This window comes from Streptomyces sp. NPDC127190 (assembly GCF_042672505.1).
Classification (GTDB): domain Bacteria; phylum Actinomycetota; class Actinomycetes; order Streptomycetales; family Streptomycetaceae; genus Streptomyces.
On the sequence record NZ_JBHXVE010000030.1, the window covers coordinates 40,646 to 61,738 of the forward strand.

The following is a 21,093-nucleotide window of genomic DNA, read 5'->3' on the forward strand; positions in this document are numbered from 1 at the left end:
GATGCACGTCCTGCCCTATCTGACCGCCGTCTACATCTTCCTGACCGGTTGTTACGGCCTGGCCACCAGCCGCAATCTGATCCATGCCGTCGGCTGTCTCTCGGTGTGCCAGGCCGCCACCTATGTGCTGCTGCTGGCGGTCGGCTACCGCGACGGCGCCACCGCGCCCGTCTTCTCCGACATCCGGCCCGGCTCCCGGCCCGTGGTCGACCCGGTGGTGCAGGCCCTCAGCCTCACCGACGTCGTCGTCGGCGCCACCGTCACCGCCCTGCTGCTCGCGCTGGTGCTCCAGATCGCCAAGCGGCACGGCACGGTCGACCCCGACGAACTGCGGGAGCTGCGCGGCTGATGCACCACCTGCTCCCGCTGGTCGTCGCCCTCCCGGTGCTCGGGGCCGCCCTGCTGGTCGCCACCGGGCGCAGGCTGCCCCGGCCCGCCGCGGAGATCACCGCCCTGGTGGTGTCCGGCGGCACGGCCGCCCTGGCGCTCGTCCTGCTGCTCGACTCGAGCCCTCCGATGGTCGAATGGGTCGGCGGCTGGCTGCCCGTCGGCGGCGAGAGCGTCGGCATCGTGGTGCTCGGGGACGGCCCGGCGCTCGGCATGGCCACGCTGGTATCGCTGCTCACCGTGGCGGCCCTCGCCTACTCCTGGCGCTACTTCGACGAACCACCGCCCGGCCACAGCGGCTCCTACCCCGCGCTCATGCTGATCTTCCAGGGCGCCATGTGCGGATTCGCCCTCGCCGGCGACCTGTTCAACGCCTTCGTCTTCTTCGAGCTGATGAGCGTCGTGGCCTACGCGCTCACCGGCTTCCGCATCGACGAGGCCAAGGCCGTACAAGGCGCCCTGACCTTCGGCGTCGTCAACTCCCTCGGTGCATACGCCATGCTGATGGGCATCGGCCTGCTGTACGCCCGTACCGGCGAACTGGGCATGACGAAGATCGGGCGGGGCCTCGACGCGGCCGCGGCGCACGGCGGCCCGGACGCGCTGGTCCTCGCCTCCTTCGTGCTGGTCCTGACCGGGCTGCTGGTGAAGGCGGCCGCCGTGCCCTTCCACTTCTGGCTCCCGGACGCGCACGCCGTCGCCCCCACCCCGGTGTGCATGCTGCTCTCCGGAGCCATGGTCGAGCTGGGCGCCTACGGCGTCTGGCGGGTGTACGGCACCGTCTTCGCCGGACCCGGTGGCATCCCGCCCGCCGACCTGACCCGGGCCCTGGTCACGCTCGGCGCCCTCACGGCCGTCACCGGCGCCGTCATGTGCTGGTACCAGCGGCACATCAAACGGCTGCTCGCCTACTCCACCATCGCCCACACCGGACTGTTCCTCGTCGCCCTCGGCGTGCTCGCCCCCGAGGGCGACGACGGGGCCGCCCTGTACCTCCTCGGGCACGCCGGGGCGAAGGCCGCGCTGTTCGCCTGCACGGGCGTGCTGCTCGACCGGTTCGGCTCCGTGGACGAGCACACCCTGCACGGCCAGGGCCGCTCGCTGCGCGCGACCGGAGTGATGTTCGCCGTCGGCGGCCTCGCGCTCGCCGGCCTGCCGCCGTTCGGCACCGGGCTCGGCAAGGCGGTCAGCGAGGAGGCGGTCGGCGGCCCGCTCACCGTGCTGTACGTGGCCGCCTCCGCGATCACCGCCGGCGCCGTGCTGCGGGTCGCCGCCCGGGTGTTCCTGGGCCTCGGACCACGCCCCGAGGACTCCGACGACGAGACCAGCGGGTGCGAGGAGGAGCCGGAGACCGCCGGCCTGCTGCGGCGGATCCCGGACACCATGACCACGGTGCCCGCCGTCCTGCTCGCCGGCTGCTTCGCCGTCGGCACGGTCCCCGGCTTCGGCGCCCTGGTGGCCCGCTCGGTCAACGAGGCGGGGTCGGGCGGTGCCCATGCCGAGGCGCACTGGACGGCGTACGGGGTGCTGCTGGGCCTGGTCTCCGCCGCCCTGGCCGCGGGCCTCGCCACGCTCGCCGTGACCCGCCCCGGCTGGGTGGCCGCGCCCGGCTGGGCGGCACCCGTACGGCGCCTCCAGTCGGGGCATGTCGGCGACTACGTGGCCTGGCTGCTGGTGGGCGCCGTGGCGCTGGGGGCGCTGGCGCTGCCGGGGGTGCTGAGCGGTTGATCGGCCCCAGTAGCATGACGGTCCAGCCCCGTGTCGATCATGCGAGGAGCGGATCGTGCGAGACATCGCCGTCTTCAGCGGCAGCGCCCATCCCGGACTGGCCGAGGAGGTCTGCGCGCACCTCGGGGTGCCGCTCAGCCCGGCCCGGATCAGCCGGTTCGCCAACGACTGCCTGGAGGTGCAGCTTCAGGCCAACTGCCGGGAGCGGGACGTCTTCCTGGTCCAGCCGCTGGTCCGGCCGGTGCAGGAGCACCTGGTGGAGCTGCTGCTGATGTGCGACGCGGCCCGGGGCGCCTCCGCGGGCCGGATCACCGTCGTCATGCCGCACTACTCCTACGCCCGGTCCGACAAGAAAGACGCGCCGCGCATCTCCATCGGCGGCCGGCTGGTCGCCGACCTGCTGGTGGCGGCCGGGGCGAGCAGGGTCCTCGCGATGACCCTGCACTCCCCGCAGGTGCACGGCTTCTTCTCGGTGCCGGTGGACCATCTGCACGCGCTCAGGGAACTCGCCGCACACTTCCGGCAGTACGACCTCACGCGCACCACGGTCGTCTCCCCGGACCTCGGCAACGCCAAGGAGGCGGCCGCCTTCGCCCGGCTGATCGGCGCCCAGGTGGCGGCCGGCGCCAAACAGCGGTTCGCGGACGACCGGGTCACCATCAGCTCGGTCATCGGCGACATCGCCGGCCGGGACGTCATCGTCCTGGACGACGAGATCGCCAAGGGCAGCACTGTCATCGAACTCTTGGGCAGGCTGCGCGAGTTGGGTCCTCGGTCGATCCGGGTGGCCTGTACGCACGGGCTGTTCGCGGCCGGCGCGCTCAAGCGGCTGAGCGAGCAGCCGGACGTGCTGGAGATCGTCTGCACCAACACCGTGCCGGTGCCCGCGGACGAGCACACCGACAAGCTGCGGATCCTGTCCATCGCCCCGGCGCTCGCCGAGGCGGTACGGCGGATCCACAACGGGGAGTCCGTCAGCGCCCTGTTCGACGAGTCGTAGGGCTGACCACGAGGTCCCGAGCCGTCCGCGACCGGCGGCTCAGGACGATCCGGAGGCGGCCCCGGACTGGGCGAGGGCAGCCTCCGGCGTCGGGTGCGGCGGCAGCAGCCGGGCGAGGCCGGTCACCCGCAGCACGCGCAGGGTCAGCGGGTGCGCGCACACCAGGTGCAGCCGCCCGCCCTGCTCCAGCACCCGGCTCCGCGCCCGGTACAGCAGCCGCAGCCCGGAGCAGTCGAAGAACTCGACTCCGCGCAGATCGATCAGGATCCGGGCGCCGGGCCGGCCGGTGACCCGGTCCAGCGCGGGCAGGATCTCGGTCGCCGCCAGGATGTCGATCTCGCCGCGGAACTCCAGCACCGTGTGCCCGCGCTCCTCGCGCACCCGCAGATACCGGGTGAGCGGTGCGGGTTGCTCGCCCACGACGGCACCACCTCCCACCCGCCCCTGGATGTCGATTCCCGACCGTCAAGTTACCCTCAGTGGAAGGAATTTGAGCATGTTCGATTGACATATGTCGTCGAGTTTCGGGCGTGTCGTCGGCCACCCCAGTCCGGACACGCCCCGGCGGTATCCGTGCACAGCCCTGACGGGCCGTCACACTGGTGCGCATCCGCACCACGAGGAGGCCCGTACGCCATGACCCCGCCGCCCGCCCGCAGCACCGCACAGCGCAAGAAGGACACCCTGCACCGGCTGGAGCAGGACGTCGACGTCTGGGTCGCCACCGCCGGACCCGACGGTGGCGTCCCCCATCTCGTACCGCTGTCGTTCGTCTGGGACGGCGCCACCCTGCTGATCGCCACCGCCGCCGACAGCCCCACCGGCCGCAATCTGGTGGCCACCGGCAGGGCCCGGCTCGGGCTCGGCCCGACGCGGGACGTGGTCCTGGTCGAGGGCACCGTCCGGGCGGTGACCCCGGAGGACCTGCCCGAGGAGGACGCCGAGGTCTTCGCCGGCAAGACCGGCTTCGACCCGCGCCAACTGTCCGTCCCCTACCTGTATTTCAGGGTCCTCCCGCAGCGCGTCCAGGCCTGGCGCGAGGAGAACGAGCTACGCGGCCGCGAGCTGATGCGCGACGGCCGCTGGCTCGCCTAGGGCCTCTCCTGCGTGCCAGGGCTCGCGACGCCGGCAAGATCCGAAAGAGAGGACCTAGTCCCGGCCGCCCTTGTCGGCCACCGGCCACTGGCCGGTCGAGTGGGCGATGGCCTTCGCGCCCGTGCGGTCCACGGCGCTGCGCACCACCGCGAAGATCGCGCCCTGGACCGCGGCCGCCAGCAGGATCTCGGCCCAGCCGCGGTCCGGGTCCAGCGCGTCCGGCGCGTCCTCCTCGTGCCGGATCGCCTTCCACGCCTTCCGGAAGGCGGCACCGGCCAGCGCCCCGCTCGCCCAGCTGAGCACGAATCCGATCGGCTGGTAGACAACCGGCAGCTTCTTCTTCTTGTTCTTGGCCATGTGTGACTACTTCCTCGGAGCGGGGTGCTCATGCGGGCCGCCCGCGCGGGGCCACCCGTTCGCCCGGAGGCACCGGTCCGGGCGGGGTGCCCTCGCCGAACGGCCGGCCGCCCAGCTCCTCCCGGCCGTGCGGAGCCAGCCAGCCGGACAGATCGGGACCGAGCGGCACGATGCCGGTGGGGTTGATCCCGCTGTGCACCTGGTAGTAGTGCCGCTTGATGTGGTCGAAGTCGACCGTGTCACCGAATCCCGGTGTCTGGAAAAGGTCCCGCGCGTACGCCCACAGCACCGCGTTCTCGGTCAGCTTCCAGCGGTTGCACTTGAAGTGGCCGTGGTAGACGGCGTCGAACCGCACCAGCGTGGTGAACAGCCGGATGTCCGCTTCCGTCAGGGTGTCACCGACCAGATACCGCTGCTCTTGCAGCCGTTCGGCGATCAGTTCCAGCCGCCGGAACAGTGCCGTGCACGCCTCCTCGTACTCCTGCTGGTGCGTGGCGAACCCCGCCCGGTACACCCCGTTGTTCACGTCCTGGTAGACCGCCGCCATCACCGTGTCGATCTCCTCGCGCAGCGCGGCCGGATACAGGTCGGGCGCGCCCGGGCGATGCAGGGCCGTCCACTCGGTGGCCAGGTCCAGGGTGAGCTGCTGGTAGTCGTTGGTCACCAGCCGCCCGCTCGGGACGTCCACCACCGCGGGCACGCTCACCCCGCCCGGGTAGCCGGTCTCGCGCCGGTCGTAGGCCTCGCTCAGATACCGGATGCCGAGCACCGGGTCCCGCCCGCCGGGGTCCAGGGTGAACCGCCAGCTGCGGTCGTCCTGGAGCGGGTCGGCGATCGCCATCGGCAGCGCCTCTTCCAGGCCCAGCAGCCTGCGGGAGATCACCGCGCGGCTCGCCCACGGACAGGCCCGCGAGACCACCAGCCGGTACCGCCCGGCCGCCACCGGCCAGCCGTCCCGGCCGTCGGCCGTGATCCGGTCGGTGAAGTGGCTCGGTGACCGGGTGAATGCCGTGTGGCCGTAGGCGCTGTTGCCCTTGCCGCCCATGTCTGCTCCTCCTCGCCGGGGCTGTGCCCACGGAACACCGCGTTCCCCGTTTTCCCGCCCCCGCACGGTGTGATCCGCTCCTTCCGGGGCAGTCGGCGAGAGATGAGCGGGACACCCTCGGCCCGGGACAGGGCCGCACACTCGGCCGGGGGCGCGGGCGCGCCGGGCACCGGCACCGCGTCCACGGACCACCGGCCGGCCGGTGCGCCGGGGGACCGGCACACCAAGATCACCGTGCTCGTGGCGCTCGCCGCCAATCTGCTGATCGCCGTGGCCAAGGCCGTCGGCGGAGTCCTCTCCGGCTCGCCGGCGCTGCTGTCGGAGGCCGCCCACTCCGTCGCGGACAGCCTGAACGAGGTCTTCCTGCTGGCCGCCCTGCGCCGCAGCCGCCGCCCCGCCGACGCGCGGCACCCCTTCGGCTACGGCAAGGAGCGCTTCTTCTGGTCCCTGCTCGCCGCCGTGGGGATCTTCGTCATGGGCGGCTGCTTCTCCTTCTTCCAGGGCTTCGAGGCCCTGAGCCAGGACACCCAGGAGGGATTCAGCGGGTATGTGGCGGGCCTGACCGTGCTCGGCGTGGCGCTGGTGGCCGAGGGCGTCTCGCTGCTGCGGGCCCTGCACCAGGCGCGCCGGCAGGACGGCGGGCTCGGCGCCCTGCGCGACCCGGCGCTGCGCACGGTGGTCGCCGAGGACGGCACGGCGGTGCTCGGCGTCGTCCTCGCCCTCGTCGGGATGGCCCTGCATCTGGTGACTGGTCAGGTCGCCTGGGAGGCGTCCGCCTCGCTGGCCATCGGCGTGCTGCTGGTCTACGTCGCCTACCGGCTCGGCCGGGACGCGCGCGACCAGCTCATCGGGGAGGCCGCCGACCCGGAACTGAGCGGCCGCATCGAGTCGCTGCTGCGGGCGCAGCCGGAGATCGACAGCGTCGAGGCGCTGTTCACCATGAAACTGGGGCTCGACTCCACGCTGGTGGCCGCCCGCATCGACCTGGTGCCCGGCCTGGACAGCGAGCGGGTGGAGGAGGTCGCCGACCGTATCAAGCGGTCCCTGGCCCGGACCTTCCCGGACGCCGACCAGATCTTCCTGGACGTGACCGACCGGCCGGCGGACAGGACACGCGAGAGCCCCGCCGCGACGGGGGAACGCGGCGGGGCCTGATCCACGGGTGCCCGCCCGCGAAGCCCTTCACACCTGCCCGGAACAGATTTTTCTGAAAGTACCCGCTTGCCGACTCGAACCGGTCGCCGCGCACCGGGAGATGCGCGGACGCCCGCGGCGGGCCGCGAGACCTGGCCGGTTCCCGCCCCCGCACCCCCAACTCCTCGGCCAGATCGCCGACGTCACCGAAGTGGCCGAACTTCCCGTGTGCCGAATAGATGCCTGGGGCATCTAATGAAGATCTGCACGCCGCACTACTTTCGCTCTGCGAGGTCTTTCCATGACGGAACTGACGGACATCACCGGACCGGCCATCGAGACCGATCCCGTCGCGTTTCCCCAGGACCGCACCTGTCCCTACCACCCGCCCACCGGCTACGCCCCGCTGCGCGACGGCCGAGCCCTGTCCCGCGGCACCCTCTACGACGGCCGCGAGGTGTGGCTGGTGACCGGGCACGCCGCCGCCCGCGCCCTGCTCGCCGACCCCCGCCTGTCCAGCGACCGCACCGACCCCGGCTTCCCGGCGCCCACGGAGCGCTTCGCCGCCAACCGCGGGCGCGCGGTGGCCCTGCTCGGCGTGGACGATCCCCAGCATCACCGGCAGCGGCGCATGATGATCCCGTCGTTCACCGTCAAACGGGCCAACGCCCTGCGCCCCTGGATCCAGCGGATCGTGGACGGCCTGCTGGACACCATGATCGCGCAGGGCCCGCCCGCCGAGCTGGTCTCCGCCTTCGCGCTGCCCGTCCCGTCGATGGTGATCTGCGGGCTGCTTGGCGTGCCGTACGCCGACCACGAGTTCTTCGAGGCGCAGTCCCGCACGCTGCTGCGCGGCCCCACGGCGGCCGAGGCCCGGGCCGCCCGCGACCGGCTGGAGGAGTACCTCGGCGGCCTCGTCGACGCCAAGGCGAAGGAGGCCGCGCCCGGCGACGGCATCCTCGACGAACTCGTCCACCACCAGTACCGCGACGGCACCCTGGAGCGGGCCGAGGTCGTCGCCCTCGCCATCATCCTGCTGGTGGCCGGCCACGAGACGACCGCCAACATGATCTCCCTCGGCACCTTCACCCTCCTGCAACACCCCGAGCGGCTCGCCGAGCTGCGCGCCGACCCCGCGCTGCTGCCCGCCGCCGTCGAGGAACTGATGCGCATGCTGTCCATCACGGAGGGACTGTTGCGGGTGGCGGCGGAGGACATCGAGATCGCCGGCACCACGATCCGGGCCGGTGAGGGCGTGCTCTTCTCCACCTCGGTGATCAATCGCGACCCGGCCCAGTACGACGACCCCGACGCCCTGGACTTCCACCGCCCGGCCCGGCACCACGTCGGGTTCGGCTTCGGCATCCACCAGTGCCTGGGCCAGAACCTGGCCCGCGCCGAGCTGGAGATCGCCTTCGGCACCCTGCTGACCCGGCTGCCCGGCCTCCGCCTGGCCGCCCCCGCCGAAGAGATCCCCTTCAAACCCGGCGACACGATCCAAGGGATGCTGGAACTCCCCGTGACCTGGTAAGAGGCTCTGCTCATGCATATCGACATCAACAAGGACGCCTGTATCGGCGCCGGCCAGTGCGCGCTGACCGCACCCCGCGTCTTCACCCAGGACGACGACGGCTACAGCACGCTGATCCCCGGCCGCGAGGACGGCGCGGGCGACCCGCTGCTCAGGGAGGCCGTCCGGGCCTGCCCGGTGGGCGCCATCACGCTGAAGGAGTCCGGGGACTGACCCCGGGGCCCGGTCGGTAGGGTTCCCGGATGACCGAACACACCGGGAAGCCCTTCCTGTACGTCGTCGTCTGCGCGGCCGGTATCGCCGCGGGCGTGAGCAAGCTGATCACGGCCGCGCAGGAGCGGGGCTGGGAGGTCGGGGTCATCGCCACCCCGGTCGCGCTGGGCGGCTTCTTCGACACCGAGGCCGTAACGGCCCTGACGGGCCGTCCGGTGCGGTCGGCGTGGCGGTCCCCGGCCGACCCGCGCCCGTTCCCGCCGCCGGACGCCGTCGTGGTGGCCCCCGCCACCTTCAACACGGTCAACAAGTGGGCCGCCGGCATCGCCGACACCCTCGTCCTCGGCACCCTGTGCGAGGCCGTGGGCCTCGGCGTTCCGATCGCCGTACTGCCCTGTGTGGCCGACGCGCTGGCCGCCCACCCCGCCTACCAGGACAGCCTGATACGGCTGCGCGGGATGGGCGTCCGCTTCGGCGAGCCGTACCGGGGCGCACCACTGGCGGACGGCAGCCGCCCCGACTTCGGCTGGGAACGGGCCCTGGACCTGCTGGAGCGGCCCTAACGGCAGGTCAGTTTCGGGCCCGCCAGCATGGCGCCGGTGTACAGCTCCTGACCCCTCGGCATCCAGTAGCCGAGCTTCGACACCACCGTGGAGCAGGTCGCCCCCACGGTGATCCGGACCTTCACCTTCTCCGGATGGCCGGGCTGCAACGCGGTCAGCGCACAGTCCAGGGAGTGTGCCAGCCGCGACGTCGCCGGATACCGGCCGACCAGCGGGTTCACACAGCGCGCGTCCGTCGTGGCGATCCGCACGCCGGTGCCCTCCTCGCCGATGAGCCCGAACCGGGCGCTGCCGTCGCCCTCGTCGCTGTCCCGGCGGACCGTGTAGGTCAGGGTGGTGGTGGCGTTCCGGCGCAGGACCGTCCGGTCGACGGTGACGGCGTGCGTGGCCTTCGGCTTCGGCGCGGTCAGCGACAGGGTGGCCTCGACCGTGCCGGTCAGGTCGACGCCGGTGGGCGCCGAGCGCACATGCACGGTGGCGGTGATGTCGTACGTGCCCGGCCCCGGGTACTCGCCCGCGCCGGACAGCGTCCCGCCGGCCAGGGTCTTCCCGGCGCGCGAAGCCGTCCAGGTGCCCTCGGTGAGGCAGGCGTACCGGACTCGGACCCCGGCGCGCCGGCAGCTCGCCGGGGCGGACACCGCCAGCTGCGGGGTGCCACTGCCGGCGCACAGGCTGACCAGGGCCTGCTGACCGTGTTCGCCGCGCAGGGTACCGGCGATCGCGCACAGCGTGCCGGGTGCCTCGGGCGCCGGTGCCGGCGCCGAAGCGGACCGGCCGAAGGCGGGGGTGACGAGGGCCAGCGGCAGCAGCGCCGCCCCGGCCAGGGCTCTGTAGCTGAGGGAACGGATCGACACCGTGTCCTCCCGGTCGACCGGGACCGGCCGGCCGCCGGTCACCTGCGCAGAGGATGGTCCGACGGTACGACGATCGGCCACGTCCCACGCCGTGCGGTCACCTGGGAGCAGCAACCGTCGTGCCCCGAATGCCGCAAGGAGGCGATCAGCCACGACCGCGCCCTCGGACGGTGGCCTATTCCGCCCCGCCCCGCGGAGCCTTCCGGACATATTCCGCACTGCCCGGCACGGACACATCCCGGTCGCGCCGGACGATGCTCAGCCGGCCGCCCCACCCGGCGACGGCCGCCCGCAGTCCGCTGTCGGTGTACTCGACGTCCACCACCCGGTCGTCGAAGGCCTTGGCGTAGACCCCGCACTCGTCGTACTGCCCGCACTCCTCCGCCACCGCGAAGTCCAGCCCGGCGCGCCGCCGTTGCCCGGCCAGCTCGGCGGTGTTCTTCTGCCCGACGGCCAGGTGCACGGCGTGCGCGTGCCGGGACAGCAGGGTCATGTACGCCATCGCGTCCGCGGCGGTGAGCAGCCGGTGGGAGCGGGTGTAGCTGTCGTAGTTGTCCGGCTCCACGGCGTCGAAGCCCCGGTGCGCGCACCCGTCGATCCACCGGTTCACCCGTGCGGCCACCCGCTGTCGCTTGGCCGGGGTGCGCAGGTCGAGCAGCGGCTCGTTCCAGTCCTCGTCGATGACGACCTCGCCGTGCGCGTCGCGCAGCAGCAGATCGGCCGGCCAGGAGGCGCGCTCCTCGGGCTGGGCCTGGAAGGCGTTGACGTAGCAGATGTTGTACAGGCCGGGCGCGGGGGAGTCGGACCGGTCGCGGCTGACGATCCGGACGCCGGCCGGCGGGGGATAGGCGCCGCCGATCTGGTAGTCGAACCCGGCGTGCCGGGGCGGCAGCCGGACCGCGGCGGGCCGCGCAGAACCGCCTCCTGCGCCGCCGGACCCGCAGCCGGCCAGCGCCGGCACGGCGACGGCGAGGGCCAGCACCGCGGCACCGGCTGCCCTGCGCGCAGCGCCGGCGCGGGAAACACCCCTGGGGGGCACAACCGCTCCCTCCTGCGCACGCCGGGCGGCGCGACGCGTTCCAGGATGAAAGCCTCTGCTCGCACACGCCGTCAAATCCGCCCCCGCCGCGTCGTAGGCTCGGCCCTGACCGTCGTCGGCGAAGGCAGGAGCAGCAGCGATGCAGTACGTGAAGCTCGGTTCGACGGGCCTGGACGTCTCCCGGATCTGTCTGGGCTGCATGACCTACGGGCTGCCGGACCGCGGTGTCCACGAGTGGACCCTCGACGAGGCGGCGTCCCGCCCGCTCATCCGGCAGGCGCTGGAGGCCGGCATCAACTTCTTCGACACCGCCAACGTCTACTCGGACGGCACCAGCGAGGAGATCGTCGGAAAGGCTCTGCGGGACTTCGCCCAGCGCGACGAGATCGTGCTGGCCACCAAGGTGCACGGCCGGACGCGGCCGGGCCCCAACGGCCGCGGGCTGTCCCGCAAGGCCATCATGACCGAGATCGACCACAGCCTGCGCCGCCTCGGCACGGACTACGTCGACCTCTACCAGATCCACCGCTACGACCACGCGACCCCGGTCGAGGAGACCATGGAGGCGCTGCACGACCTGGTCAAGGCGGGCAAGGTCCGCTACATCGGGGCGAGTTCGATGTACGCGTGGGAGTTCTCCAAGGCCCAGTACACCGCCGAGCTGCACGGCTGGACGAAGTTCGTGTCCATGCAGAACCACTACAACCTCCTCTATCGCGAGGAGGAGCGCGAGATGCTGCCGCTCTGCGCGGACCAGGGCGTCGGCGTGCTGCCGTGGAGCCCGCTCGCCCGTGGCCGGCTCACCCGTGACTGGGAAACCGCCACCGAGCGCAGCGCGAACGACGCCTTCGGCAGCCGTCTGTACCTGGAGAGCGACCGCGACATCGTCGAGGCCGTCACCCGGATCGCCCAGGACCGGGGCGTGCCCCGCGCCCAGGTGGCCCTCGCCTGGCTGCTGCACCAGGACACGGTGGCCGCGCCGATCGTCGGCGCGGCCAAGCCGCAGCACATCGAGGACGCGGTGGCCGCCGTCGAACTCCGGCTTTCCGAGAAGGAGATCGAGGAGCTGGAGCGGCCCTACACCCCGCGCGCCGTCAGCGGCCACTGAGCGGAGGAATTCGATTCGTTGACAATATGTCAATGAGAGGCCGTTATAAGAAAGAAGCTGAGGGGAATGCCGAGAAACGGAAGATCTCTTGTTCCCCGGTGTGCGGTTGTGCGAAAGTGTCGGCTGTCGGCGCGCAGGCACCATACATTCCCGCTGTATGCGCCAGGCCGCTCCCCGTACACCCCCCACGCTTCAAAAGAGCCGCCTCAGGTGGACGTTCGAGCTGCCTCACCACCTCCCCATACCGATTGGTATGGACTTGTTTCGGAATCACGTCTGGAGGAATGCGGCTGTGCCCGAGGCAGACCCGTCGGACGGCGAACTCAGCGCGGAGCTGAAGAAATGGTCGGGTATGACACCCGCGCTCCATCCGGTCGGTGAACTCCTCGACCGGCACTGGGAAGCGGCCTTCGCCTATGCCCGGCTGTGCACCGAGGGCCCGCGGGCCGCCGGCATGCTCACCACCGCCGCCTTCACCCGGCTCTTCGGCGAGGCACTGCGCCAGGTCGGCCCGGCCGCGGCCTGGCGGCCCCGGGTGCTCGTCGCCGTCCGGCGCATCGCGGCCGAATGGGACGCCGACGGCCGCCAGGAACTCCTCCACCCCGGGCTGCGCTCCGGCGCCGGTGAGCGGGCCGCCGCCCGGCTGCTGCCGCCACCGGGCCGGCGCCTGCTGGCCCGCGCGTTCCAGCGGGTGCCCCAGACCGCGCGGACCGTGCTGTGGCACATCGAGGCCGAGGGCGATCCGCCGGCCGTGCCCGCCGTCCTGCTGGGCCTGGACGAGGCGGACATCGATATCGAACTCCGGCGAGCGCGCGAGCGGTTGCGGGAGGAGTGCCTCCAGGCGCACCGCGAACTCGCCCCGCAGGCCGAGTGCCTGCGCTACCAGCGCCTGCTCGACGTCACCTTCCGGCGCGGCGGGGCCGACCTCGACCCGGACCTGCGCGAGCATCTGGCCGGCTGCGACCACTGCACCCGTACCGCGGACCAACTCGCCGTCTTCCAGCAGGGTCTGGGGCTCGCGCTGGCCGAGGCGGTCCTCGGCTGGGGCGCCCGCGCCTACCACGAGTCCCGTGCACACCGGGCCCAGCAGCCGACCGCCCCTTCCCCGGCGCCGGCCGCCGTCCCGCCCCCGCCCGGCGAGGCGTTCCTGTCCTTCGCCCGCCCAGACCATCCGGCGGACCCGCTCGTCCCCGTAGAGCCGGCCGGTTCCGCCGCTGTCTCGGCCCCGGGCGCGGTGGCCGCCTCCGGACGCTCCGCGCTCCGCGCCGCCCGGCGTGCCCGACGCCGCAATCTCGCCCTGGCCGCCGTCACCGTCAGCGGCCTGGTGGTGCTGCCGCTGGTGCTGTGGTCGGCGCTCGGCTCCGGGGACGACGCCGGACCGGGCCCCGTCGGCACGGCCACGCCCACACCCGGCGGGGGCTCTCGCGCACCGGGCGCCTCCTGGGCGGGTACGAACGGCGCCGGGCGGGGCACCTTCCACGGCCGCCTGCGCAGTCTCGCCTCCGGCCTGTGCATCGCCGTGGCCGGCCCGAAGACCGTCGACGGCGCCGAGACCGAACTCGCCACCTGCTCCGCGGCACCGAGCCAGCAGTGGACGTACGAGGCGGACGGGCTCCTGCGCAACGCCGCCGACCCCGACCTGTGTCTGGACTCCCACCTCAGCTGGTCGGTCCGCCTGGCCCCCTGTACGGCCACCGGCCGGGCCGCCCGGAACATCCGCTACGACTTCACCGCCGAGGGCGCCCTGCTGCCCCGCTGGAACGAGGAACTCGCCCTCACCCCGGCCGCCACCGACGGCTCCGGCGCCCTCGTCGTGAAGACCCGCGCCCCGGGCGCCGCCCAGCGCTGGTCCGTCGACACCGCCAAGCCCCGGCTGGAGATGCGGAACGTCGACTGGGCCAGCGACACCACACCCACCCCCGCGCCGAGCACCGCCCGGCAGCCCGGCACACCATCCGCCGCACCCCCCTCCTCGACGCCGAGCGCAACACCCCCGTCACCGTCACCCTCGCGGTCGGTCGTCATCGGCCACTGGGGCGGCCGGCGTCACCACCGCTGACGCGGCTTCCGGTGTCCGGCGGGCGGCGGGGCTGGCGTAGTGGGCCGGTCCTGGGCGGGGGTGCGGGCTGGGGGGGACTGGGCAGGCCGCTTGGGCGACGGCGCACCGCACCGCCCTCGGCGCCTGCGTACGACAGGTGCAGCCCTGTCGGCGCTGCCGCAGCGGCCTTAGGCGCCACGGCTCCGCCGGCACGGCTTGTGGGCGTTCGAGTCCCCGTCAGCGGGCCCTCGGCCGCTGGGCGGGTACGACCGGCTCGTCGTCGTTGGGCCGCTCGTCGGCGGGGCTGGCGTAGTGGGCCGGTCCTGGGCGGGTGCGGGCTGGCGGGCGGCACTGGGCAGGCCGCTTGGGCGAACGTCGCACCACACCGCCCTCGGCGCCCGCGTACGACAGGTGCAGCACTGTCGGCGCTGCCGCAGCGGCCTTAGGCGCCACGGCTCCGATCGGCACGGCTTGTGGGCGTTCGAGTCCCCGTCGGCGGCCCCTTGGCCGCTGGGCGGGTACGGCCGGCTCGTCGTCGTTGGGCCGCTCGTCGGCGGGACTGGAGTAGTGGGCCGGTCCGGGGCTCGGTGCGGGCTGGCGGGCGGCACTGGGCAGGCCGCTTGGGCGAACGTCGCACCGCACCGCCCTCGGCGCCCGCGCATCACAGGTACGGCCCTGCCGCAGCGGCCTCGGGGTCGCACTGCACCGCCGGCACGGCTCGTGGGCGTCCGAGTTCCCGTACGTGGGCCGATTTCCGACGGTGTCGGCTCGTCACCTTCCGGGGTAGGGGCGGCCGGGATTCCGTCAGCGGGGCCCTGGGCCCTGGCGAGTGCCCTCGGCTCGCCACCTTCGGGGCCCGGGCCTCCGAGACCCCGTCAGCGGGGATGGCGCCCGGGGTGTGGCGGTGGGGGCGGCATCGTGGACAGGTCGGGGGCGGGTTCCGGCCAGACCAGGAGGACCGGGCAGGGTGCGTGGTCGACGGCGAAGCGGGCTGCCGGGCCCAGGCTGTGCGGGCCGAGCCGGGAGCGGTCCCCGTCCCGGGCCAGGACCAGCAGATCGGCGCCCTCGGCGGCGGCCACGACCTCCCGCTCCACCCGGCCCGAGTGTTCCTCGCGGACACAGGGCCGGCCCAGCCGCTCGGCCGCCGCTCGGAGCAGTTCGCCCGCCGAGGTGTCGCTCAGCGCCTCCAGCCGGGTGCCCGGGTCGCGTTCCGGATGTCCCCGGCCGAGCAGCCCGGCGAACGCGCCGTGCGCCACCCCGGGCACATCGGGCCCGCTGACATGCAGCAGCACCACCTCGGCGTCGTCCGGCGTGTGCCGCCGCACGGCGTCCACGCAGGCGGGCCAGGTGCCCTCGACCAGCCAGGCGATCACACGCATCGGATCGGCCTCCCAGATTCCGGACCGTCTCTCAGAAAACCTGCAACGAACCCCACAGTGCCACCACCGCCACGGCCAGCGAGGACGGCACGGCGAGCAGCCCCAGCCGGGTGAACTCCCCGAGATCCACATCGTGCTCGTGCTGCTGCACGATCCGCCGCCACAGCAGCGTGGCCAGCGAGCCCGCGTAGGTCAGGTTCGGGCCGATGTTGACCCCGAGCAGTACCGCCAGCACCGCCCCCGGCCCGGCCGGCGCGGCCAGCGGCAGCAGCACCAGCACCGCGGGCAGGTTGTTGATCACGTTCGCGAGGACGGCGGCCAGCGCGGCGATGCCCAGCAGCGCCGGCAGCCCGGTACCGCCCGGCAGCACCTTCCCGAGCACGTCCGCCAGCCCGTTGTCCACGACCGCGCGCACCACGATGCCCAGCGCCAGGACGAACGCCAGGAAGGACGGCGCCGCCGCCCGGACGACGGTCATCGGGGTCGCCTTCCGCCGTACCAGCGAGCGCCCGGCCAGCACCAGCGCGCCCGCCGCCGCGACCCACGCCGGTTCCACCCCGAACGCCGACGCCACCACGAAACCGGCCAGCGTGCAGCCGACGGTCACCAGCGCGAACAGCGGCAGGGACGGCGCCTCGCCGGTGTCCCGGCCCGCGGGGGCCGCCGCCCCGAGGTCACGGCCGAAGAACCCCCGGAACACCACGTACTCGGCGCCGATCGCCACCAGCCAGGGCAGCGCCATCAGCGCCGCGAACCGGGTGAAGCTCAGCCCGCTGGCCGCGAACGCGAGCAGGTTGGTCAGATTCGACACCGGCAGCAGCAGCGACGCCGTGTTCGACAGATGGGTGCAGGCGTAGACATGCGGCTTGGGCCGTACGCCGGTCCGCGCGGCCGTGGCGAAGACCACCGGGGTGAGCAGCACGACCGTCGCGTCCAGGCTGAGGACGGCGGTGATGACGGAGGCCAGCACGAAGACGGCCGTCAGCAGCCGCACCGGACGCCCGGCCGCCCACCGCGCCATCCACGCCCCGCAGGCCTGGAACAGCCCTTCGACATCGCAGAAATGGGCGAGCACCAGCACCGCCGCGAGAAAGCCGACGACCGGCCCGAGCCGTTCTGCCTCGGCCCGGGCGTGGTCCAGCGAGATCGCGCCGGTGGCGACCGCGATCCCGGCGGCGGGGACGGCCATGACCGCCTCCGGCCACCCGAAGGGCCGTACCACGGCCCAGACGAGTACGGCCACGAGCAGGATCGCGGACAGGGCCTCGGCGAGGGGGGTGTTCAGGGCGGGTCCTTCCACAAACGATCAGTCGGTGCCCGCCCATGAAAACAGATGAAGGTGAAAGAACTACGAACTGCGGCTGCCCGCCGCGCCCAGGAACTCCGCCCAGCCACCCACCGGGACCTGCCCGGGCGCCAGGGTGCGCAGCGTGCGCAGCACCGCCGGGTCCTGCGCCTCCAGCCACGCCACCAACTGCTTGAAGGACACGAACCGCACGTCGTCGTGGGCGGCCATCTTCCCGATCGCCTCCTCGACGGCGTCCATGTAGATGCCGCCGTTCCAGCGCTCGAAGTGGTTGCCGATGAAGAAGGGGGCGCGGTTGGTGTCGTAGGCGCGCTGGAATCCGGCGACATAGGCGTCGCGGGCCTGGGTGCGCCAGGCGTCGTACTGGCCGCGGTCGCCGTTCGGATTGCCGCCGGACTGGTTGAACATCATGTTGTAGTCCATCGACAGCACCTGGAAGGAGTGCCCGGGGAAGGGTATGGATTGCAGCGGGAAGTCCCAGATCCGGCCGCCCTGCACCTTCTGGGGCCAGATCTGGAGGCCGCCGGGGGAACTGGCGTCGTACTTCCAGCCGAGCGCCGCGGCCGTGGGCAGCAGACTGGCCTGGCCCTCCAGGCACGGGGTGCGGCCGCCGATCAGCTCCTTGCGGTAGTCGAAGGGGAGCGGTTCGAGGTCGGTGAAGCCGGTGTTGGTCTTCCACTTCGTCACGAAGTCCACCGCCTGGTCGATCTCGCTGCGCCACTCGGCCGGGGACCAGTTGCGCACGCCGTTCGCGCCGCAGAAGTGCCCGTTGAAGTGGGTGCCGATCTCGTGGCCCTCCAGCCAGGCGGCCCGCACCTGCTGGAGCGTGGCGTGGATGTGCCGGTCGGCGAGGTAGCCGATCGCGGAGGCGCCGACCGGGTGCTGCGGCGGGCGGTACAGGTCCTTCTTGGCCTCGGGCAGCGTGTAGATGCCGCTGAGGAAGAAGGTCATCGTGGCGCCGTGGTCGGCGGCCACCTTCCGGAACCTGGAGAAGAGCTTGTTGCTCAGCTCGCCCGCGCCGTCCCAGGAGAACACCACGAACTGCGGCGGCTTCTGGCCCGGCTTCAGCCGCTCGGGCTTCGGCTGGTGCGGCTGGGGTCCGGTGTCGGCGGTGGAGCCGTCGCCGATCGGTTTCGCCGGGCGGGCCTGTGCCGTGCCCTTGCCGCTGCCCGAGTCCGGTCCGTCGACCGACAGACCGGTGCCGGACGAGCAGGCGGCCAGGGCGCCCAGGGCGCCCGCCGCAGCGCCCGCCGTCAGCATCCGCCTGCGTGAGATCCCGCTCATGTTCTCCCCGAATTTCCTCGTCAAGGCCCCCGTGGGGCCTCTTCGCCGTGCGGTCGACGGGTTCGATGACGGGGTCCGGCGGAAAGATCGCGGCCGATCGGCCCTGTTGCCGTTCTGTGACAGTTGTGGCGCGCTCATGACGAACCCCGCTGCCACGGGGTGACAGCGGGGCCGGCGGAGCGGGGTCGGTCAGGGGCCGGTGCCGGGGCTGAGGACGGACAGGAAGACCGACGAGGCGTTCCCGGACACCGGCACCGCACCGCCCGTCCAGGTCACCCGCAGATGGTCCCGCTCGTCCGGCGGGGTGATCAGCAGCGCGGCCGGGGTGGCCGTCTTCGCGCCGCTCACCCCGGGGTTGGAGAAGGTCAGGCCCGCCCAGGCACTCTGCCCCGGCTTGAGCGTGACCGTGACCGGCGAGCCCGACTGGCGCTTGGGGTCCGGGCCCAGCTGCGTGCCGCCGGAGGCCACGAACGCGGCACCGGGATAGCCGCGCACGGTGCAGGTCCGGGTGGAGCCGTTGGTGAGCACCACGGGGAAGTTCTCCTGGCCGGCCCCCGGGTCGTTGCGGCCGACGGAGGCGCGCAGTTCGGAGGTGTGGCAACGGCTGCTCGTCGCGGCCGTGGTCGTACCGCCGACCGGGGCCGTGCTCGCCCGGGGAGCGGTCGTGGCCGGGGCGGGCTTCGTCGCCGGGTGCCCGGCGGGTGCGGAGACGGCCGCGGAGGCGGGTTCCTGTTCCTGTGGGGTGCCGGTCGCGGGCGCGGCCGTACCGGAGGCGGTGACCGCCTTGCTGGGCTGGACCTGGTGGTCGTTGCCGCAGGCGGTCAGCAGGCCCAGCGCGACGACCGTGCCGACGAGCAGGGCCCCGTGCCGCGCGGTCCGGGGTGTGTAGACCATGTCGCTCAACACTCCTGGAGGGTCGGGGCACGCGATGCACCGCGTGCCTGCGGCGCCGGGTGCGCCGTCACCACACTCCGATGCACGCGCCGCCGGAAAAGTTCGGGACACACCAGGTTCTTTTCCCCGCTTTGACCTTCGGCCGACGTCTCAGCCCACCCGCAGCGAGCGAAGTACGCCGTCGGTGGCGTTCGCGTCACCCCGCTGGCGTATCTGCACATACACCTGCGGCTGCGCGGAGCCGTCCGCCGGGGTCAGCGCGGACTCGGTGACCGAGCCGCCGTCCGGGCAGCCGCTCCAGGCCCGCACCAGTCCGTGCCACTGGGCGCTGGTGAAGTCGTGGCTGCCGGTGTAGCGGCAGCCGCCGTGGGCGAGCGCCTTCACCCGGGCGGTGACATCACCGTGCTCGCTGACGCCGACGAACGCGCCGTCCACGGCGGCCCGCAGATCCGTCCAGCGGGTCAGGTCGTCGGCGATCACCAGCGCCGGCTCGTGCCCCGGTGTCAGCCCGAGGACCCGCGGGTCCCAGCCGGCGTCGCGCAGCTGACGGCTCCAGCCGGCCGGGACCTGGACGACGATCCGCCCGGTGGAGTCCGTGACCCGCGCCGCCTCCGCCGTGCCACCGCGGCCGTTCAGCACCGTCACGGTGACCGCGGCCGCCGCCGCGGTGAGCACCGCGGCGAGGGCCAGCGTCACCGTGTTGAGCCGGCCGCGCACCCCGTCCAGCCGCCGCCCGCCGGCCGGCCGCCCGTCGCCCGCCGCCAGCCGGTCCAGCTCGTCCGCGAACGCCTGCGCGCCCGGCCAGCGCCGCGCCCGGTCCGGCTCCAGCGCCCGCAGCAGCGCCCGCTCCACGCCCTCGCCGAGGTCCGGCCGCAGCCGCCGGGGCGGTACGACCCTGCCCGGCGGACCCGGCACCGTCCCGGTCACCAGCTCATAGCCGACCGCGCCCAGGCTGTAGACGTCGGCCCGCTCGTCGATGCCCTCGCCGGGCTCCGCCTGCTCCGGCGGCCGGTAACCGGCCGAGCCCGCCGCCAGGGTCAGCACCGAGGCCTGCGCGAGACTCTTCGCCAGCCCCAAGTCGGCCAGCAGCACCCGCCGGGAGCCGTCCGGGGCGGTGTGCAGCAGCACGTTGGTCGGCTTGATGTCCCGGTGCACGATCCCGGCCTCGTGCAGCGCGGCCGCCGCCCGCGCGGCCTCCGCGGTCAGCACCAGCGCGTCGGGCACCGGCAGCGGGCCGGCCGTGAGCAGATCGGCGAGGGTGCCGCCGGCGGCGTACTCCATCACGAAGTACGGCCGTCCGTCGGGTAGTTCACCGATGTCGTAGACCTGCACCACCCGGCTGGAGCCGGCCCGGCGCAGCAGCCGGGCCTCGGACAGGAAGCGGTCCCGGATGTCGAGCCGGTGCGCCCAGTTCTCCGCGAGGACCTTCACCGCGACCGGGGCTTGCAGCTCCTCGTCGTGGGCGAGCCAGACCGTGGCGAAGGCGCCGCTGCCCAGCGGCCGTTCGAGGCGGTGGCGGCCGATCCGCTCCAGGGGGTGCATACGACTATCATGCCTGCCCTGAGATCGACTGAGAGGTGGACCCTTCCGTGCAGGACCAGGCGCCGATCGAGGACCTCGCCCGGCGTGCCGCCGCGGGCGACAGCACGGCCCTGGACCGGCTGCTGGGCGAGATCCGGCCCGAGGTCGTCCGCCGCTGCGGGCGCTTCCTGCCCTGCCGGGAGGACGCCGAGGAGGCCGCCCAGGACGTGCTGGTACAGGTGGCCCGGCACATCGCCGCCTTCGAGGGCCGCAGCCGGTTCGGCACCTGGCTGTACACGGTGGTCGCCAACTGCTGCCGGCAGAAGTACCGCGAGCTGAAGCGGCGGGCCGCCGAGCAGCCCACCGCCATCGAGCCGTCGTACGCCGTCGACCCGCGCACCACCAGCGTCATCGCCGGGTCCCGGGTGGACCTGCTGGAGGCGCTGGACCGGCTGGAGCGGGAGCATCCGCACCTGGTGGCGCCGCTGGTCTACCGGGACATCTGCCAGCTGGAGTACGCCGAGGTCGCCGAGCGCGTCGGCATCCCGCTCGGCACCCTGAAGTCCCGGCTGCACGAGGCCCGCAAGCAGGTACGGGCCTGGCTCGCGGCCGGCTGA

General features: G+C 73.2%; 21 protein-coding genes. 11 read left to right on the forward strand and 10 right to left on the reverse strand.

Translation table 11 applies throughout. The features are described 5' to 3' along the window. The first annotated feature begins 1 nt into the window (after position 1). From ACFVIU_RS32925 to ACFVIU_RS32935, 3 genes are read left to right on the forward strand one after another with little or no spacing between them, the layout of a single operon-like run. Entirely contained in the window at positions 2-349 is a 348-nt protein-coding gene (locus tag ACFVIU_RS32925; RefSeq protein WP_385847049.1) for a sodium:proton antiporter, read from the forward strand. Then, on the forward strand, positions 349-2,115 hold the full coding sequence (locus ACFVIU_RS32930) for a complex I subunit 5 family protein (protein ID WP_385847050.1): 1,767 nt from the start codon (positions 349-351) through the stop codon (positions 2,113-2,115). The genes ACFVIU_RS32925 and ACFVIU_RS32930 overlap by 1 nt, the downstream gene beginning before the upstream one ends. Positions 2,116-2,170: 55 nt before the next feature. After that, on the forward strand, positions 2,171-3,115 hold the full coding sequence (locus ACFVIU_RS32935; RefSeq protein ID WP_385847052.1) for a ribose-phosphate diphosphokinase: 945 nt from the start codon (positions 2,171-2,173) through the stop codon (positions 3,113-3,115). A gap of 39 nt (positions 3,116-3,154) precedes the next feature. On the opposite strand, the gene ACFVIU_RS32940 is transcribed toward ACFVIU_RS32935, so the two are convergent. Continuing rightward, complete coding sequence (locus tag ACFVIU_RS32940) at positions 3,155-3,535, reverse strand: anti-sigma factor antagonist (RefSeq protein WP_385847053.1); 381 nt, start codon at positions 3,533-3,535, stop codon at positions 3,155-3,157. 216 nt (positions 3,536-3,751) lie between these two features. On the opposite strand from ACFVIU_RS32940, the gene ACFVIU_RS32945 reads away from it, so the two are divergent. Beyond that, positions 3,752-4,210: a pyridoxamine 5'-phosphate oxidase family protein gene (locus tag ACFVIU_RS32945; RefSeq protein WP_385847055.1), complete on the forward strand. Its 459-nt coding sequence runs from the start codon at positions 3,752-3,754 to the stop codon at positions 4,208-4,210. Between the two features lie 54 nt (positions 4,211-4,264). Here the strand turns inward: ACFVIU_RS32945 and ACFVIU_RS32950 are convergent, their stop codons facing one another. Both ACFVIU_RS32950 and ACFVIU_RS32955 read right to left on the reverse strand, forming a co-directional pair. Next, positions 4,265-4,567 (reverse strand): DUF4235 domain-containing protein, encoded by a 303-nt coding sequence (locus ACFVIU_RS32950; RefSeq protein WP_385847056.1) that lies wholly within the window; start codon positions 4,565-4,567, stop codon positions 4,265-4,267. Between the two features lie 28 nt (positions 4,568-4,595). Next, entirely contained in the window at positions 4,596-5,612 is a 1,017-nt protein-coding gene (locus tag ACFVIU_RS32955) for a glutathione S-transferase family protein (RefSeq protein WP_385847058.1), read from the reverse strand. 102 nt (positions 5,613-5,714) lie between these two features. Here ACFVIU_RS32955 and ACFVIU_RS32960 point away from each other — a divergent pair, with 102 nt between their 5' ends. The 4 genes from ACFVIU_RS32960 to ACFVIU_RS32975 all read left to right on the forward strand — a co-directional run bounded on the left by ACFVIU_RS32960 (position 5,715) and on the right by ACFVIU_RS32975 (position 9,053). Beyond that, positions 5,715-6,767 carry a cation diffusion facilitator family transporter gene (locus ACFVIU_RS32960; RefSeq protein ID WP_385847059.1) on the forward strand — a complete coding sequence of 351 codons (1,053 nt, stop codon included), beginning with the start codon at positions 5,715-5,717 and terminating at the stop codon, positions 6,765-6,767. Between the two features lie 280 nt (positions 6,768-7,047). After that, positions 7,048-8,277 carry a cytochrome P450 gene (locus ACFVIU_RS32965; protein ID WP_385847060.1) on the forward strand — a complete coding sequence of 410 codons (1,230 nt, stop codon included), beginning with the start codon at positions 7,048-7,050 and terminating at the stop codon, positions 8,275-8,277. Positions 8,278-8,289: 12 nt separating this feature from the next. After that, complete coding sequence (locus tag ACFVIU_RS32970; protein WP_385847062.1) at positions 8,290-8,490, forward strand: ferredoxin; 201 nt, start codon at positions 8,290-8,292, stop codon at positions 8,488-8,490. A 29-nt stretch (positions 8,491-8,519) separates the two neighbouring features. Further along, on the forward strand, positions 8,520-9,053 hold the full coding sequence (locus ACFVIU_RS32975) for a flavoprotein (RefSeq protein WP_385847063.1): 534 nt from the start codon (positions 8,520-8,522) through the stop codon (positions 9,051-9,053). Here ACFVIU_RS32975 and ACFVIU_RS32980 read toward each other — a convergent pair. After that, positions 9,050-9,949 carry a hypothetical protein gene (locus ACFVIU_RS32980; RefSeq protein ID WP_385847065.1) on the reverse strand — a complete coding sequence of 300 codons (900 nt, stop codon included), beginning with the start codon at positions 9,947-9,949 and terminating at the stop codon, positions 9,050-9,052. The two genes, ACFVIU_RS32975 and ACFVIU_RS32980, sit on opposite strands and share 4 nt — an antisense overlap. A gap of 133 nt (positions 9,950-10,082) precedes the next feature. Next, entirely contained in the window at positions 10,083-10,889 is an 807-nt protein-coding gene (locus ACFVIU_RS32985) for an endo alpha-1,4 polygalactosaminidase (RefSeq protein WP_385847066.1), read from the reverse strand. Positions 10,890-11,085: 196 nt separating this feature from the next. Between ACFVIU_RS32985 and ACFVIU_RS32990 the strand changes: the two genes are divergently transcribed. Together ACFVIU_RS32990 and ACFVIU_RS32995 are read left to right on the forward strand one after the other, a co-directional pair. Further along, positions 11,086-12,054: an aldo/keto reductase gene (locus ACFVIU_RS32990; protein WP_385847068.1), complete on the forward strand. Its 969-nt coding sequence runs from the start codon at positions 11,086-11,088 to the stop codon at positions 12,052-12,054. A gap of 292 nt (positions 12,055-12,346) precedes the next feature. Then, the gene (locus ACFVIU_RS32995) at positions 12,347-14,113 is read left to right on the forward strand and encodes an RICIN domain-containing protein (protein WP_385847069.1); all 1,767 of its coding nucleotides are present in this window, start codon (positions 12,347-12,349) and stop codon (positions 14,111-14,113) included. 854 nt (positions 14,114-14,967) lie between these two features. On the opposite strand, the gene ACFVIU_RS33000 is transcribed toward ACFVIU_RS32995, so the two are convergent. From ACFVIU_RS33000 to ACFVIU_RS33020, 5 genes are all read right to left on the reverse strand, one after another. After that, positions 14,968-15,471: a universal stress protein gene (locus ACFVIU_RS33000; RefSeq protein ID WP_385847071.1), complete on the reverse strand. Its 504-nt coding sequence runs from the start codon at positions 15,469-15,471 to the stop codon at positions 14,968-14,970. Positions 15,472-15,502: 31 nt separating this feature from the next. Next, complete coding sequence (locus ACFVIU_RS33005; protein WP_385847072.1) at positions 15,503-16,771, reverse strand: arsenic transporter; 1,269 nt, start codon at positions 16,769-16,771, stop codon at positions 15,503-15,505. A 48-nt stretch (positions 16,772-16,819) separates the two neighbouring features. Then, a complete protein-coding gene (locus ACFVIU_RS33010; protein WP_385847073.1) occupies positions 16,820-18,061 on the reverse strand; it encodes a hypothetical protein in 1,242 nt (413 codons plus the stop codon). Between the two features lie 189 nt (positions 18,062-18,250). After that, positions 18,251-18,955: a DUF4232 domain-containing protein gene (locus ACFVIU_RS33015; protein WP_385847074.1), complete on the reverse strand. Its 705-nt coding sequence runs from the start codon at positions 18,953-18,955 to the stop codon at positions 18,251-18,253. A 150-nt stretch (positions 18,956-19,105) separates the two neighbouring features. Further along, positions 19,106-20,497: a serine/threonine-protein kinase gene (locus tag ACFVIU_RS33020; RefSeq protein ID WP_385847075.1), complete on the reverse strand. Its 1,392-nt coding sequence runs from the start codon at positions 20,495-20,497 to the stop codon at positions 19,106-19,108. 47 nt (positions 20,498-20,544) lie between these two features. Here ACFVIU_RS33020 and ACFVIU_RS33025 point away from each other — a divergent pair, with 47 nt between their 5' ends. Continuing rightward, a complete protein-coding gene (locus ACFVIU_RS33025; protein WP_385847077.1) occupies positions 20,545-21,093 on the forward strand; it encodes an RNA polymerase sigma factor in 549 nt (182 codons plus the stop codon).

Coding starts and splice junctions, on each gene's coding strand:
- ACFVIU_RS32925 (WP_385847049.1), top strand. CDS start 2: ATGCACGTCCTGCCCTATCTGACCGCCGTCTACATCTTCCTGACCGGT.
- ACFVIU_RS32930 (WP_385847050.1), top strand. CDS start 349: ATGCACCACCTGCTCCCGCTGGTCGTCGCCCTCCCGGTGCTCGGGGCC.
- ACFVIU_RS32945 (WP_385847055.1), top strand. CDS start 3,752: ATGACCCCGCCGCCCGCCCGCAGCACCGCACAGCGCAAGAAGGACACC.
- ACFVIU_RS32950 (WP_385847056.1), bottom strand. CDS start 4,567: ATGGCCAAGAACAAGAAGAAGAAGCTGCCGGTTGTCTACCAGCCGATC.
- ACFVIU_RS32955 (WP_385847058.1), bottom strand. CDS start 5,612: ATGGGCGGCAAGGGCAACAGCGCCTACGGCCACACGGCATTCACCCGG.
- ACFVIU_RS32960 (WP_385847059.1), top strand. CDS start 5,715: ATGAGCGGGACACCCTCGGCCCGGGACAGGGCCGCACACTCGGCCGGG.
- ACFVIU_RS32965 (WP_385847060.1), top strand. CDS start 7,048: ATGACGGAACTGACGGACATCACCGGACCGGCCATCGAGACCGATCCC.
- ACFVIU_RS32970 (WP_385847062.1), top strand. CDS start 8,290: ATGCATATCGACATCAACAAGGACGCCTGTATCGGCGCCGGCCAGTGC.
- ACFVIU_RS32975 (WP_385847063.1), top strand. CDS start 8,520: ATGACCGAACACACCGGGAAGCCCTTCCTGTACGTCGTCGTCTGCGCG.
- ACFVIU_RS32990 (WP_385847068.1), top strand. CDS start 11,086: ATGCAGTACGTGAAGCTCGGTTCGACGGGCCTGGACGTCTCCCGGATC.
- ACFVIU_RS33000 (WP_385847071.1), bottom strand. CDS start 15,471: ATGCGTGTGATCGCCTGGCTGGTCGAGGGCACCTGGCCCGCCTGCGTG.
- ACFVIU_RS33010 (WP_385847073.1), bottom strand. CDS start 18,061: ATGAGCGGGATCTCACGCAGGCGGATGCTGACGGCGGGCGCTGCGGCG.
- ACFVIU_RS33015 (WP_385847074.1), bottom strand. CDS start 18,955: ATGGTCTACACACCCCGGACCGCGCGGCACGGGGCCCTGCTCGTCGGC.
- ACFVIU_RS33020 (WP_385847075.1), bottom strand. CDS start 20,497: ATGCACCCCCTGGAGCGGATCGGCCGCCACCGCCTCGAACGGCCGCTG.